Below are 13,337 nucleotides of genomic sequence, written 5' to 3'. Positions count from 1 at the left end.
TCAGCCCTCGCCCCGGTCGACGCCGACCCGCCGCACCAGCACCCACGTGTTTCCGGCGTCGCCCGGCACGTGCCGGAACTCGTCGAGCGCGGCCTGCGACAGTGCCAGGCCGCGCCCGCTCTCGCTGTCCTCGCCCGGCATGGACACGGTGTCCCAGTCGATCGGGGCGGGCGGCGCGGTGTCGCGGATGTAGGCGCGCAGCTCGTCCGCCGAGACACGCACGTCGACGCTGAACACCACGTCGGTGCGCTCGTTGTGCTGCGCGATGTTGGTGGTCACTTCGCTGACGGCCAGCGCGAACAGCACCTGGTCCTCGGCGGGGATCTCCGGACCGTCGGCCCAGAGCCGGTCGAGCGCGTCGAGCGCGCTGTCGACCAGGGCGAGCCCGGCGGGCCCGTCGACGTGGAACGCCCGGACCTCAGCGGCCATCGAACGCCGATTCCGGCGTCGGGTAGTCGCGCAGCACGCGATCCAGGTTGGTCAGGTGGAGCACCGTGCGCACGGCCTCCGGCACGGCCGCGATCCGCAGGTCGCCCCCGGCCACGCGGGCGCTCTTGAGCCCGCCGACGAGGGCGCCGAGGCCCGAGGAGTCGACGAACTCGGTGCCGCTGAGGTCGATCGCGATGCGCGGCTGCCCCGCGGCGACGAGGTCGCTCACGGCGTTGCGCAGCAGGGGTGCGCCGGACGCGGTGAGGCGCCCCGTGATGGCGACGACGGCGTAGCCGTCCCTGGTGTCAGTGCTGACGTTCATTCGACTCCTTCTCGAGGATGGCCGCGGCGGGACCGCGGTACCGGGCGGCCTGGATGATCACGCTGAGCACGACGAGGTCGTACAGCACCCAGGCGGTGTTGACGAGGGTGCCCGTGCCGTCGGCCGTGCCGAGGAACACCCGCACCACCCCGATCACGAGCGCGACGGCGAGCACGATCATGGCGGTGAGCTGCGGCCAGATCTCGCCCCACGGCACGCCGCGCGGGTCGCGGCCGTCCTTGCGGGTGACGGCGAACGACAGCGGCCGGCCGAGCACGACGTTCGCGAAGGCCGTCCAGCAGGCACGGATCCACACCGGGAACAGGGCGAGCGAATACTGCTGGCCGCGCCAGGTCTTCACGCCCTTCGCGACCACGAGGAACAGCGCCTGGTTGATGAGGAAGTACGGCAGGAACCGCGCGAAGAAGTCCACCGACCACGCGGTCACCGGGAGCACCCCGAACACCAGGTAGATCACGGGCGCGGCGAGGTAGACGATCGCCGCGAAGCCCGACAGGTAGCTCCACATCGTGGCGAAGTACATCAGCCGCTGCCCGACCGAGAGGCCGCGCTTGGCGAGCGGGTTGTCGCGCAGCATCACCTGCAACGTGCCCTGTGCCCACCGCAGGCGCTGCGTGAGCATGGTGCGCAGGTCTTCCGGGGCGAGCCCGTGGGCCAGGATCTCGTGGTGGTAGACGCTGCGCCAGCCGAGGGCGTGCAGCTGCATCGCGGTCGCCATGTCTTCCGTGACCGAGATCGTGGCGAGCGGGAGGATCGGCTGCGCCTCGTCGCCGCGGTCGAGCCGCAGCGTGTTAAGCAGTCCGCGCACGGCCTCCACCGCGGTGATGGGCGACAGGTCCGACGCCGCCAGGGCGTCGAGCCCGGCCTCGTCGACCACGACGAGTCCGAGCTCGGCGTCGTGCTGCATCGGCAGCGCGCCGATCTCGGCCAGGTCGGCGCGGATGCCGTCCAGGTCGTGCGCGACCAGGATGCGGGAGGCGTTGTCGACGGCGTCGCCGACGCGTGCCGCCACCTCGGCGACCGATTCCCCGGCGGCGAGGTCTTTCCGGCCGCGCGAGATCGCGATGCGCAGCGCCCCGAGCTCGGTCGCCAGGGCGGGGTCGGTCGCGGCCTCCGCCTCCTTCGCGATCAGGGTCTCGGAGGTCTTGAGCGCCTTCGCGGCCGACTCCGTCACCTCGCGCACGTAGCCGACGATGCCGAGCTGCATGAGCGCCTCACGCCGCAGCACGGCGTTGGAGCCGCAGAAGAACGCGGCGTTCCAGCCGTCCTTGCCCTGCTGGATGGGGCCGTAGAACAGCGGTGCCTGACTGCCGAGCGGGTCGGCCTCGTCGACGTTCACGAACCACTGCGGCGTCTGCACGAGCGCGACCTCGGGGTCGTCGGCGAAGTAGCCGAGCGTGCGGTGCAGGATCAGCGGGTCGGGCACCTGGTCGGCGTCGAGGATGAGCAGGAACTCGCCGTCGGTCTGGAACAGGGCGCTGTTGAGGTTGCCGGCCTTGGCGTGCCGGGGCTTTCCCGTCCAGTCCTCCGAGCGGGTGAGGTAGGCGACACCGGCGGCGCGGGCCTCGGCCTCCAGTTCGGGGCGCGCCCCGTCGTCGAGGATCCACGTCGTGTGCGGGTAGGCGATGCGCTTCGCCGCCCGCGCGGTGGTCATGACGAGCTCGATCGGCTCGTCGTACGTGGTGATGAACACGTCGACCGTGCCCTGCGGCGGCGACACCGGGGCCGGGCGCTCCTTGGCGCGCCACATCGTCAGGCAGAACAGGAACGTGTCGATGAGGCTGTAGGTCTCGGCGATCACGAGCGGCACGGCGATCCACCACGCCGACCAGTTCACCGACTCCAGCCAGCGCCAGGCGACGTAGTTGACGCCGAGCAGCACCGACAGCAGCGCGAGGATGCGGATGGTCGCGAACCGGGCGGTCACGAGTCCCTCCGCACCACCACGACGGTGATGTCGTCGGTGGCGCGCTCGTCCGAGTTCGCCAGCCGCAGCGCCTCCTGCACCGCGCCGTCGGGGCCGAGTGCGGCGAGCACGCGGTCGACGTGTGCGAAGGGGTCGTCCTCGTCGAGCACGTCGAGCAGGCCGTCGCTGCAGCAGATGAAGGTGTCGCCCGCCTCCAGCGTCGTCGTGATCGGCTCCCGCGGGTCGGCGACGCCCATGCCCATGCCCAGCGGCAGGTTGGTGGAGCGCAGCGGGGTCCAGGAGCGGTCGGCGCGGATCACGAACGCGAGACTGTGCCCCGCATCGATCACCTGCAGCTCCCCGGTCGAGGGCTGCAGCTCGGCGACCACCGCGGTGACGAACATCGACGTGTCGGCGAGGTCGTCCTCCAGGAGCCGGTCGACGTCGGCGACGGCCGTGGTGAGCGGACGCTCCGGGGCCGTGCGCAGCGACGCGCGCACCGTGGCCGCCACGAGCGCGGGCCCGGTGCCCTTGCCCATCGCATCGGCCAGGGTCACGCGCAGGGCGTCGCCGTGCCGCGAGAAGTCGAAGTAGTCGCCGGCGAGCATGCCCCGCGGGGCCGCGCCGGCCGCGATCGTGTAGCCCTCGACCTCGGGCAGTACGCGGGGCCGCAACGCCTGCTGCACGACCCCGGCGTGGTCGATGTCGGCGTCCTGCGCGAGCTCGGTCTGCACCCAGAACGCGAGGTCGCGGAGCAGATCCTGCTGCGAGTCGGTGAGCACGTGTGGCTCGGTGTCGAGCACGCACAGGGTGCCGATGGGCTCTCCGCCCGGGGCGTGCAGCGGGTGCCCGGCGTAGAACCGCAGGTGCGGGTCGCCCGTCACGAACGGGTTGTCGGCGAAGAGGTCGGTGGCGCTCGCGTCTTCCACCACCACCGTCCGGTCCTGCGACACGGTGTAGTCGCAGAACGAGTCCTCGCGCGGGGCCTCGTTCCCCCCGAGGCCGATCTGCGCCTTGCGCCATTGCCTGTCCCGGTCGATCAGCGAGACGCTGACCATCGGTACCCCGAACATTTCTTTCGCCAGTCGCGCCACCCGGTCCACTCGCTCGTCCGGTGGTGTGTCAAGGATCCCCAGTTCCTCGAGCGCTGCCTGGCGCCGTCGCTCGTCGAACATCGCCCGCCCCTCCTACGGTCACTTCCGGTCATCCTAGGCGGAATATCGGCGGCGTGGTGCGGCCGTCGAAGGCGCGTCCAGGTGAACCACAGGAAACGGTTCTGCGCAAGCCCCGTGGCGAAACGCTTCTCCGGTCCTACTGTCCGATTCAAGGCTCGGACCGCCGACTGCGCCTCCCCCCGTCGCGCAGCACGGGCGGCCCCGATCCGGCATCGCGCGTGCCCGGCAGCCCGGGCACCACGGTCTCTCCGGCGTGCCCTCGCACGCCGGATCATCGCAGGGAAGGAGCGGGTGGATGGCACGGACGCCACGCACGCGCGATCGCTACAACCGCCGCGAGGCCCTCGCGGGGTACCTGTTCATCTCGCCCTGGATCATCGGGTTCCTGGTGTTCACGGCCGGCGCGATGATCTACAGCCTCTACATCTCGTTCAGCAGCTACAACCTGGCCACGAACACCGCCCGCCCGATCGGCATCGACAACTACGCCAACCTGTTCGACGACCCGCGGGTGGGGGTCTCGCTCGCGAACACCCTCTTCTACGTGGTGATGGCCGTGCCGCTGGAGATCGTGTTCGCGCTGGTGCTGGCGATGCTGCTCAACCGGGTCGGCCGGGGCGCCGGGTTCTTCCGGGTGCTGTACTACCTGCCGAAGATGACCCCGGCGGTCGCGACGGCGGCGGTGTTCTTCCTGCTGCTCAACGGCAACTCCGGCGCGGTGAACCAGTTCCTCCGGCTGTTCGGCATCGAGGGGCCGCAGTGGCTGGTCGACCCGGCGTGGGTGAAGCCGAGCATCGTGATGATGACGCTGTGGACGGTCGCGGGGACGATGGTGATCTTCCTCGCGGCGCTGAAGAACGTGCCGGTCGAGCTGTACGAGGTGGCGTCGCTCGACGGCGCGGGGCCCGTCCGCAAGTTCTTCTCGATCACCCTGCCGATGATCTCCGGGGCGATGTTCTTCAACGTGATCGTGCTGTCGATCGCCGCGTTCCAGATCTTCGACCAGGCGTACCTGCTGTTCTGGCGCGACCAGAGCAACTCCTCGCCGGAGGCGTCGCTGTTCTACGCGATCTACCTGTTCCAGCAGGCGTTCCGGCAGTTCAACTTCGGATTCGCGGCGGCGATGGCGTGGCTGCTGTTCGTGATCATCATGCTGATCACCCTGATCCAGGTGAAGGTCGGCAACCGCTTCGTCTACTACGAGGGAGACCGCTGATGTCGCAGACACTGCGCCCGGAACCCGTCGAGGTCGAGCGGGAGAAGAGCCCCGGCACGTTCACCACCACGGTCCCCACGCGCGGGCGCTGGCGCCGACGGCTCCACCAGCCGAAGAGCCTCGCCGGCCGCATCGTGCTGAACGTGATCCTCGTGCTGTTCGGGTTGCTGTTCCTCTACCCGTTCGTGTGGCTGATCGCGGCGAGCCTCAAGCCGCGCGGCGAGGTGTTCGACAACGCCCTCATCCCGAAGACGTTCGTGCCGGAGAACTACGTCGAGGTGTGGAACCAGCTGCCGCTGCTGAGCTGGATGGGCAACAGCATCGCCATCGCCCTGCTGGCCGCGGGGACCGTGGCGATCTCCAGCTCGATCGTGGCGTTCGGCTTCGCGTACTTCCGCTTCCCCGGCCGCGGCCTGCTGTTCGGCCTTGTGCTCGCGACCATGATGTTGCCCGGCGCGGTGACCATGATCCCGATCTACCTGATCTGGAAGGAGACCGGGCTGCTGGGCACGTGGGTGCCGCTGTGGGGCATGAACCTGTTCGGGTCGGCGTTCTACATCTTCCTGCAACGGCAGTTCTTCCTCGGGCTGCCGCGGGAGCTGTTCGAGGCGGCGCGGCTCGACGGGGCGAGTGCGTGGGGCCTGTTCTGGCGGATCGCGATGCCGCTGTCGATCCCGTCGTTCGTGATCGTGTTCCTGTTCGAGTTCCAGGCCAGCTGGAACAACCTGCAGGCCGCGCTCATCTACCTCAACGCCGGGTCGGTCGACCAGTTCACCGCCCCGCTCGGCATCGCCTACGCCATGACCAAGTACAGCCCCACGGCGGGAGGCCACGGCGACTACCAGTACGTCATGGTCGCGTCGCTGCTGGTGACGCTGCCGATGCTCATCCTCTTCGCCTTCGGGCAGCGCTCCTTCATCGAGGGCGTCGCCACCCAGGGGCGCAAGGGCTGACAACGCACCACCGATCGAAAAGGAGCAGTCATGCGCACACGCATGTGGGGAATCACCGCGGTCACCGCCGCATCCGTCCTCGTCCTCGCCGGCTGCGGCGGGGGAGGAGGGGGAGACCAGGCCGCCGACGCCGACTTCGGTGCGGAGCCGAGCGGCACGCTGAAGGCGTGGGGGTTCGAGAACGCCGACGACGTCGGCACCTCGCGCATGGACTATGCGGCAGAGCAGTTGAGCGACGTGAAGGTCGACCTCGACGCGACGGCCTTCGACGCGCAGAAGTTCACCACCCGCATCGCGAGCGGTGACGTGCCCGACGTGGTGCAGATGGACCGCCGCTACGTCACGACCTACGCCGCGCAAGACCTCATCATGCCGCTCGACGAGTGCTTCGCCGCGCAGGACGTGACGCCGCGCGACCACTGGTACCCGTTCGTGGTCGACGACGTGACCTACGAGGATGCGGTGTGGGCGGTGCCGCAGTTCTACCAGCCGCCGGCGATCCTGCTGAACAAGGCCGTGCTCGACGAGGCCGGGGTGACCGCGGAGGAGATCGACACCTCGCAGCCCGACGTGCTGCTCGGCGCGATCGCGAAGATGTACCAGGAGTCGGGCGGCGTGCCGTCGCGGCTCGGCTTCGACCCGGTCGCCACCGGACAGGCGGGGCTGTGGATCCTCGGCATGGGCGGTCAGCTCAACGACGCCGACGGCGCCCCCACCCTGGACGACCCGAGCAACGTCGCGGGCATCGAGATGCTCAAGCAGATCACCGACGCGCAGGGCGGCTTCGCGGCGGTGAAGAGCTTCACCGACTCGTTCGACGCATTCGGCGACCAGAACCAGTTCGTGGCGCAGCAGGTCGGCTCGCAGGTGAACGCCCAGTGGTACCCCAACGTGCTCAGCCCCTACGCCGACCAGATCCAGTTGGAGGCGGTGCCGTTCCTCAACAGCGACGGGGAGCCGTTCTCGGTCGCGTCCGGCACGGCGTTCGTGATCCCCGTCGGGGCGAAGAACCCCGCGACAGCGTGCGCGTGGATGGTGAACCTCACCTCGGACGACGCGTGGATGGCGGCGGGCGACGCGCGGGCGAAGACCATCGAGGAGGAGGGCGGCATCAACACCGGGCTGTTCACCGGCTCGCCCTCGGCCGACCAGGCCATCCGCGAGAAGTTCGTGACCGAGAGCGGCAACGCGGGCTTCGACCAGGTGATCTCCACGTTCTACGACGTGGTCGACTACGGGAAGTCGTTCGGCTCGTCGCCCGCGGGGCAGGAGATCCAGAACGAGCTGAACAACGCCATCACCGCGGCGCTGCTCGGCGACAAGTCTCCCGAGGACGCGTTGAAGGATGCGCAGGACGCCGCGATGCGCGCCTACGAGAACGCCACGGCGGGCTGAACCCCGGAGGGGCGTGGGTGGGGGCGGCTTCGCCCCCACCCACGGTTGTGATGGTGATCGCTAGGAGTGCCCGACAACGGTGACGACGATCTGCACGATCCCGAACACGATGAATCCGGCGCCGCCGACGATGATCCCCTTCTCTCCGCGATGCTCGAACGTGTCGGCCACGGGCTGACCGTAGAACCGTCGGAACCACCGCAGGGCGAACCGCAGGAACGCGTGCCTCGCGAGAAGAAGTGCGACTCCGACCGTTACGATCACGAGCCCGATGACGACGCCGAGGATCATTCGACGGTGAGTCCTTTCACCTAGATCGCCGTGAGTAGCAAATGGAACTTGTGCGGAGGAAGCGTGGCCATCTGCGAAAGGGGAGCGAATCTCCCGCTGCGGACGTCGGAACCAAGGAAGGGGCGAAGGAGTCCTCGAGCGATGACGAGATTGACGTTCGTCTCGTACCAGCAGATCGATTGCCGAAGTGTGGCTCTCTGAAGCCACGAGTGGACGCACAGCCACGAGAGGGCTGCGAAGGGGACGAGGATCCACAGCAGAACCCCGCGAATCGTGAGGAAGAGGAACCACCCGAGCGTGCGCATGGATTCTCACTGATCTCCCGCATCTTCGTTCTTCGTTCTCAACCGTCGACGGAGACGGCTGACTATGACGATAGCCATCAGCAGCCCGACGACGAAGACAGCGATCAACGCGGAGGCACGATCCCCCGGAACGACGAACACGGCGAGAAGGGACCCGACGATGTACCAGAAGAAGAGCCCGGTCTGGACTCCCTCTCGGAAGAACGCGATCACCCACGAGCCGATGGAGTGCTTTTCCGCCACCGTGTCACCATCCATCTGCCGCGTTCTCGCTCCACCGGTCGACGTCACCGTCCCTGCCCAGGGCCAGGACTGAGACCTCGTCGAGGGTGACTCTCCACGCGCGCCATAATCCCGGCGGCGGCGGGGGCCGCGGCCGTCGCCGACACCCGCGCCCACCCATCGATTGAGGGCCTCCGCAATTCGCCGGGCATCAGCGATCCCGCAGACGGTCGCGCGCAAGGGTATTCGGGTTCCGTTACGAAGCTCTAGTTCGACCATGCCGCTCGCCAACCACCCGGTGTCGCTCGGCCACGCCAGGTAGAAGAACAGTCCGCTGTACTCGACGTGACGAAACCGAAGAATGCTCGCCCGGTCGTACTCTCGTCGTGAGAACCAGGACCGAACAACGACGGACCGCTCCGTCGGAATCACCCCGGTGAAAGGCAGTCGCACCCACAGCCACACGGTCAGCACCATGCTCCCGAGCAGCAGCACGGTCACGGGAAGGGGTGCGTGCAGCAGCATCGGCCCGACCAGAGCGAGAGCGGGGAGAGCCAGCGTGAACACGCTGGCGACCGCGAGTCGACCTGCCCGCCCCGCCCGGCCCGTGGGCGCCTCGTACGACTCTCGCTCACCGAGCCAGCCCGGCCGCACTCGCGCGACAGGATCGAGCGGCATCACGACGAGGAGTCCTGTCCGCCGGCGGCGCGGTGGTTCGCCTCTGTCGCTCGCGTCGGATACTCCGGGTCGAACGAGAGCAGGTCGCGGTAGCGGCGGTTGGTGAGGAGGCCCGGGTGCCGTCCCTCCACTTCCGCGCGTAGTCGAGAGAACATCTGATCCGATGCCTCGACCAGTTCCTGTGCCGAGACGAAGGCCGGCCGTTCGCTGTCGTCGGCGACGATCTCGATCCGAGTGCCTCGCGGGGCGAAGTGGAGGCACCGCTCCGATCCGAGGATCTCCAGCGTGTGCGGTTCACCGCGCTGGATCACGTGGGCCGCGTTCGTCATCTGGAGCGCGAAGCCGAGTATCGGCAACCAGCCCCACCGCATGCTGTGGTCTGCGTCGTCCGTCGTGAGCACGATGTCACCGAGGAAACGCCAGTAGCCCAGCGACACGTCGACGATCCGATCCCACGCCACGTCGTCTGCGCTCGCGTCCCGGTGTATCCGGTAGTCGAGGGTCAGCATGGTTCCCTTCCTTTCACGACGGCGAGGCAGTCCGTCATGCGATGGTCGAGAAGAGAAAGAGCACGCCGCCCACGAAGGCCACCGTTCCGATCAGGAGAAGGCCACTCCCGCCGTAGAGCAGGCGGCGGTCGCGACGTGGCAGCCCTGACAGGCCGCGATCGGTGTGCCACGTCGCACGGTGCGACCAGTATCGGCTCAACAGGAGTGCACCAGTGATGCAGGTGGCGAGACCGACGGCGACCACGCCGACGGTCAATACCTCACCCCACGGCGGCCCTATCTCCCCGAGACGCACGAGTGATGCCTCTCCTCGGCCATCGCCCAGCCGTCGAGGCAGAGAGACGGCGAGAAGGAAGGCAGCCGATCGCCACGAGGAACTGGATCAGGCTCACGCCCAGACCGACCGTGGATGCAGGCAGCGCGAGCCGCCCCGCCATCCCCGCGGCTTTCACATTCCGCCCCACGCGTTCGCGATGAACTGCGACGACGGTAGCGGAGGCCACCAGAAGCGCACCCATTGTCAGGAAGGCGACCGTCAGGAGCGTCGACATTCGTCCGGCCTGATCGTTCGATCGATGGTGAGCACCGGCGCCGAGGATTCTGTCCTCGCGATGTGAATCTCGCCCGGAATCACACCGCGCAGGATGACGGAGCCCGGACGCTGCGTCACGCGGTCCAGCACGATCGTGCCGAGTCCCTCCGGATCGTGGACGTGGAAGTGGCTGGCGCCGGTGATCGTCACGGTGAAGGGAAATCGCTCCCAGCTCGCCCTCCGAAACGAGGGGAATTTGCGGCCGCCAGTCTTCCTCGCTTCGTAGAGAAGCCGTCCGCCCTGAAGATCCACGCAGCCCGCCACCTCGAAGACGCCGGCGTTGACGCGCGCCGTATGAAGGTGAGGACGGGCTCGTCGACGTCGTCGAGGGTGATTGTCTCCACGACCCCATCATTCCCGACCGTGAGGTCGGTCAACCAGTGGCAACGGCCTGCGGGCTTCCGGGAGGGAGAAGCACGCATTCCTTCCCGCGCCGGGGTGTTCGTCGCCGGCACACCGCTGAGGTCAATGGATACTCAGGCCCAGCGCCGCGCGCATCGTCCTCGCGAGCCGGAGGACGCCGTTCCGCCTGCCGATGGTCGAGGGCAGCCACACGCGCCGACCGCTCGTCAACTCGACCTCGATCATCCGGACGGACCCGACGACAGGCAGCCATCCGACGGAGGCACCGCCCATGCCGAAGTAGGGGACCAGCTCCACAGCCGACACCTCGCCGGCCCTGAAGCGCTGGGTACGGAACCAGGAGACCACCTTCACCGCTCCAGGCGAGACCCAGACGCCGAGCCAGGCGGAACGCACGAGCGCGGCGGCGACGAATGCGTAGACGGGAAGCCCGATCCACCACATGCTGCTCTCGTGCCCCAGCAGCACGAACAGTCCGGTCGCCGTTGCTCCCCACAGAAGTGCCCCGATCCGTGCTCCGGTCGATGCGCTCTGTGCATCAGCCGCCTCCGCGGGCGCGGACGAGAACGACGCGATCATCATGACGGCCCGCCCGTCAGTCCAAGGGCGACGGTCGCCCATCGAACGGGCGAGTCGATGGAGTTCTCTGGAGCGTTCCTCGTTGCCCCGCTGCTGCAACAGCACCGCGAGATTGTGGGCCGCTGTGCGCGTCACCGGTGGCGATCCCGCGCCAGTACGCCGCTTCGGCCGCGTCGGTGCTGTCCGGCGTTTCGCTCAGGAGGTTGCCGAGGAGGAGCGCCGCTCCGTATACCTCGGTCTCGCCGGCCCATTCCGTCCATGCCCGCCCCTCCTCGACCAGCCCCTCACTCAGCAGGAGCCGCGCCAACGGAAGCGCGAACTCCGGAGACTCCTGGAGGCCCGCCGCGAGGAGGCGCTCGATCTCTCGTGGATCGCCGGGTTCCGTAGTGAGGACCAGGCTCTCCCCGAGTAGGCCCTCCAGCCGTGCGTGACCGTCCGGGCGAAGATCGAGTGCGGCTCGAAGGTGCACCACCGCCTGGTCGTGATCACCCAGCCAGTTCTCGCCCTCGCCGAGAGCAGCGAGGGCATCCCACGACCCGGCGCTCGCGGCCTCACGGAACATCGACAGCGCCAGACGTTCATCGACATCCCAGACGATCGCTGCCAGGTGAAAGAGACCATCCGCGTTGGGGTCGATCCGTTCGGGAAGGTGATCGATACTGACGTCCGGAATCAGTGCCCGGAGAAGCTCACGATCGACGTCACCGGAAGGGCGCGCGTTGTCGCGAAGGAAAGACAGGAAGCCGCGCTCGCCGAACGCCTGTACTCCGTGCATCCGTCGACGTGTCACAGGACGATGTTCTGGATCGCGCCGGCGACCCCGGCTGCCGTCATCGCCAGTCCGATACAGATGATGCCGACCCCGACCGTGCCCATCATCCACGGCGTCTGCCGACCCGCCGACGCCCGCGCATACCGCTCGCCGAGCATCGACTTCTGCGCGGAGAACATGAACCCGTTGAGACGGGCGCGGTGACGAATCACCACAATGCCCAACACGATCACCAGCACTCCGACCAGCAGATTCGGAACGACGGTATCGACACTGATGTCGGGCATTCTCACCGCTCCTGTCGATGGTGGAGTCTCCTCCGACACTGTGGCATGAATCCGCTCATGCGGGGAGCATCGATCCCCACTTCTTCTCCTCGGTCCTCTGTGGTCATGCCAGCACTCGAAACAACCCCAGGGTCAACAGGGCGCCACCGAAGAGCAGGAACCCGGTCGCGATGACGATGATGGCGCGCATTCGGGGCATTCTCCGGGAGACCTCCCGCGGGGAGAGCTGGTCCTCGCTCAGAACAACGGCGTAGCGTGCGCGTACGAACCTCAGCAGGCGCTTTCGTGCCAGGAGCATGGTGGATCCCGCCAGGAGGATGGCGATGCCACTGGCGATACACGCCACCGCGAACGTGTGCATTCCCTCACACCCGCACGAACACGCCCGCGAGGAGTGCGATGACCCCGAATGCGATCATCGCGATGCCGCACGCGCCCACCCACGCGGCGCTGCCACGTTTGGCGACCTCGCGGCCCGGGGCGCCACCGAGGGCGCGATTGGCGTCCGCGGTGATATCGAAGAGCCTTTGACGGTGGCGCACCACGAGCGGGCCGAAAACAAGGAGGACGACCCCCAATCCGAGCGAGAAGTAGTTATCCGCAGACATCAGGCCCCCTTGCTATCGACCAGGAGTGGCTCCAATTGAGATTCAAGATCCCACAGCACGGTAGCGCTGGCATCATCGAGGCCGGGTAGGCCTCTCTCATGGGTCGACGCCAACCAATCGTAAAGAACCAGTGCTTCGCTCGAGCTCAGGTAGAGCTTCAGTTCCCCTTCCGGCATTGCGTACCTTTCACTCAACGGGGAGCCCTGCCGGGTCCCAGCGCCAGCGGCGTCGTACGGACGACGCGGGCGGCGGAGTCCCACCGTGGGGACATGCTGCGCATCTCCTGATCCGTATGCGAGCCGAAGTCGGGAATCTCTCCGAGCGCCACCACGTCGAGCGAATGGAAGACAGCGCTCCTCCCACGGACCCGGAGATCTGCGCCCGGAGTCAATGCGAGATGAAGTTCCAGTCCCGCGTCGAGTGACCGGGCCGAAGAGCCCACCACTTTCCACGACGTCCTGTGACGGTCGGTGACACCGGACCACTCCAGCAGACCCACGCCTCTCAGAACGAGAAGCCCCGTGTTCGTTTCGTCGAGCTGTAGAGCGGTCCGCAGATCGCACAGGATGCCCAGAGTGGCGGTGATGGCGTCGAAGTGCACGGCATTCACCTGGGCTTCGAGAAACGCATCCTCTTCGGAAATGAAGGGGTCTTCGTCCTTCGTGTCTTCTGGAGCGTCGGCGAAAAGCAGCTCACTGAGCGTGATCACGGGGA

General features: G+C 67.8%; 16 protein-coding genes. 3 read left to right on the top strand and 13 right to left on the bottom strand.

Going from position 1 to position 13,337, the window contains the following annotated elements:
• From ACWH95_RS03890 to ACWH95_RS03875, 4 genes are read right to left on the bottom strand one after another with little or no spacing between them, the layout of a single operon-like run.
• Positions 1-429, bottom strand: a complete 429-nt coding sequence (locus ACWH95_RS03890) for an ATP-binding protein (RefSeq protein ID WP_136028702.1) — start codon at positions 427-429, stop codon at positions 1-3.
• Entirely contained in the window at positions 419-751 is a 333-nt protein-coding gene (locus ACWH95_RS03885; protein ID WP_025102664.1) for an STAS domain-containing protein, read from the bottom strand. The genes ACWH95_RS03890 and ACWH95_RS03885 overlap by 11 nt, the downstream gene beginning before the upstream one ends.
• Positions 735-2,699 (bottom strand): glycosyltransferase family 2 protein, encoded by a 1,965-nt coding sequence (locus ACWH95_RS03880; RefSeq protein WP_454120212.1) that lies wholly within the window; start codon positions 2,697-2,699, stop codon positions 735-737. The genes ACWH95_RS03885 and ACWH95_RS03880 overlap by 17 nt, the downstream gene beginning before the upstream one ends.
• The gene (locus ACWH95_RS03875) at positions 2,696-3,853 is read right to left on the bottom strand and encodes a PP2C family protein-serine/threonine phosphatase (protein ID WP_454120211.1); all 1,158 of its coding nucleotides are present in this window, start codon (positions 3,851-3,853) and stop codon (positions 2,696-2,698) included. Before ACWH95_RS03875 ends, ACWH95_RS03880 begins: the two co-directional genes overlap by 4 nt.
• A 295-nt stretch (positions 3,854-4,148) precedes the next feature.
• Here ACWH95_RS03875 and ACWH95_RS03870 point away from each other — a divergent pair, with 295 nt between their 5' ends.
• Genes ACWH95_RS03870 through ACWH95_RS03860 form a run of 3 tightly spaced genes read left to right on the top strand, consistent with a single transcriptional unit; the run spans position 4,149 to position 7,417 of the window.
• Positions 4,149-5,069, top strand: coding sequence for a carbohydrate ABC transporter permease (locus ACWH95_RS03870; protein ID WP_136028699.1), 921 nt, complete (start codon positions 4,149-4,151; stop codon positions 5,067-5,069).
• Positions 5,069-6,022 (top strand): carbohydrate ABC transporter permease, encoded by a 954-nt coding sequence (locus ACWH95_RS03865; protein ID WP_136028698.1) that lies wholly within the window; start codon positions 5,069-5,071, stop codon positions 6,020-6,022. Before ACWH95_RS03870 ends, ACWH95_RS03865 begins: the two co-directional genes overlap by 1 nt.
• Before the next feature lie 30 nt (positions 6,023-6,052).
• Complete coding sequence (locus tag ACWH95_RS03860) at positions 6,053-7,417, top strand: sugar ABC transporter substrate-binding protein (RefSeq protein WP_454120210.1); 1,365 nt, start codon at positions 6,053-6,055, stop codon at positions 7,415-7,417.
• Between the two features lie 60 nt (positions 7,418-7,477).
• Here the strand turns inward: ACWH95_RS03860 and ACWH95_RS03855 are convergent, their stop codons facing one another.
• From ACWH95_RS03855 to ACWH95_RS03815, 9 genes are all read right to left on the bottom strand, one after another.
• Entirely contained in the window at positions 7,478-7,708 is a 231-nt protein-coding gene (locus ACWH95_RS03855; protein WP_136028696.1) for a hypothetical protein, read from the bottom strand.
• A gap of 311 nt (positions 7,709-8,019) precedes the next feature.
• The gene (locus ACWH95_RS03850; protein ID WP_454120209.1) at positions 8,020-8,916 is read right to left on the bottom strand and encodes a hypothetical protein; all 897 of its coding nucleotides are present in this window, start codon (positions 8,914-8,916) and stop codon (positions 8,020-8,022) included.
• On the bottom strand, positions 8,913-9,422 hold the full coding sequence (locus ACWH95_RS03845) for a hypothetical protein (protein ID WP_454120208.1): 510 nt from the start codon (positions 9,420-9,422) through the stop codon (positions 8,913-8,915). Before ACWH95_RS03845 ends, ACWH95_RS03850 begins: the two co-directional genes overlap by 4 nt.
• A 535-nt stretch (positions 9,423-9,957) precedes the next feature.
• Positions 9,958-10,266 carry a hypothetical protein gene (locus tag ACWH95_RS03840; RefSeq protein ID WP_454120207.1) on the bottom strand — a complete coding sequence of 103 codons (309 nt, stop codon included), beginning with the start codon at positions 10,264-10,266 and terminating at the stop codon, positions 9,958-9,960.
• A 213-nt stretch (positions 10,267-10,479) separates the two neighbouring features.
• Positions 10,480-10,959 carry a hypothetical protein gene (locus ACWH95_RS03835; protein WP_454120206.1) on the bottom strand — a complete coding sequence of 160 codons (480 nt, stop codon included), beginning with the start codon at positions 10,957-10,959 and terminating at the stop codon, positions 10,480-10,482.
• A gap of 13 nt (positions 10,960-10,972) precedes the next feature.
• On the bottom strand, positions 10,973-11,731 hold the full coding sequence (locus tag ACWH95_RS03830; RefSeq protein WP_136028690.1) for a hypothetical protein: 759 nt from the start codon (positions 11,729-11,731) through the stop codon (positions 10,973-10,975).
• 11 nt (positions 11,732-11,742) lie between these two features.
• A complete protein-coding gene (locus tag ACWH95_RS03825; RefSeq protein ID WP_136028689.1) occupies positions 11,743-12,015 on the bottom strand; it encodes a hypothetical protein in 273 nt (90 codons plus the stop codon).
• A 365-nt stretch (positions 12,016-12,380) separates the two neighbouring features.
• On the bottom strand, positions 12,381-12,623 hold the full coding sequence (locus ACWH95_RS03820; RefSeq protein WP_206252394.1) for a hypothetical protein: 243 nt from the start codon (positions 12,621-12,623) through the stop codon (positions 12,381-12,383).
• 190 nt (positions 12,624-12,813) lie between these two features.
• A complete protein-coding gene (locus tag ACWH95_RS03815; protein WP_454120205.1) occupies positions 12,814-13,332 on the bottom strand; it encodes a hypothetical protein in 519 nt (172 codons plus the stop codon).
• Between the last annotated feature and the right edge of the window lie 5 nt (positions 13,333-13,337).

The organism is Microbacterium sp. NPDC055502 (assembly GCF_053643635.1).
This window is presented reverse-complemented; position numbering and strand designations above follow the sequence as displayed.

What these genes read in the sequence shown, in the direction of transcription:
- ACWH95_RS03830 (WP_136028690.1), bottom strand. Translation starts at nt 11,731, where the DNA reads ATGCACGGAGTACAGGCGTTCGGCGAGCGCGGCTTCCTGTCTTTCCTT.
- ACWH95_RS03860 (WP_454120210.1), top strand. Translation starts at nt 6,053, where the DNA reads ATGCGCACACGCATGTGGGGAATCACCGCGGTCACCGCCGCATCCGTC.
- ACWH95_RS03885 (WP_025102664.1), bottom strand. Translation starts at nt 751, where the DNA reads ATGAACGTCAGCACTGACACCAGGGACGGCTACGCCGTCGTCGCCATC.
- ACWH95_RS03835 (WP_454120206.1), bottom strand. Translation starts at nt 10,959, where the DNA reads ATGATGATCGCGTCGTTCTCGTCCGCGCCCGCGGAGGCGGCTGATGCA.
- ACWH95_RS03875 (WP_454120211.1), bottom strand. Translation starts at nt 3,853, where the DNA reads ATGTTCGACGAGCGACGGCGCCAGGCAGCGCTCGAGGAACTGGGGATC.
- ACWH95_RS03820 (WP_206252394.1), bottom strand. Translation starts at nt 12,623, where the DNA reads ATGTCTGCGGATAACTACTTCTCGCTCGGATTGGGGGTCGTCCTCCTT.
- ACWH95_RS03870 (WP_136028699.1), top strand. Translation starts at nt 4,149, where the DNA reads ATGGCACGGACGCCACGCACGCGCGATCGCTACAACCGCCGCGAGGCC.
- ACWH95_RS03890 (WP_136028702.1), bottom strand. Translation starts at nt 429, where the DNA reads ATGGCCGCTGAGGTCCGGGCGTTCCACGTCGACGGGCCCGCCGGGCTC.
- ACWH95_RS03855 (WP_136028696.1), bottom strand. Translation starts at nt 7,708, where the DNA reads ATGATCCTCGGCGTCGTCATCGGGCTCGTGATCGTAACGGTCGGAGTC.
- ACWH95_RS03825 (WP_136028689.1), bottom strand. Translation starts at nt 12,015, where the DNA reads ATGCCCGACATCAGTGTCGATACCGTCGTTCCGAATCTGCTGGTCGGA.
- ACWH95_RS03865 (WP_136028698.1), top strand. Translation starts at nt 5,069, where the DNA reads ATGTCGCAGACACTGCGCCCGGAACCCGTCGAGGTCGAGCGGGAGAAG.
- ACWH95_RS03845 (WP_454120208.1), bottom strand. Translation starts at nt 9,422, where the DNA reads ATGCTGACCCTCGACTACCGGATACACCGGGACGCGAGCGCAGACGAC.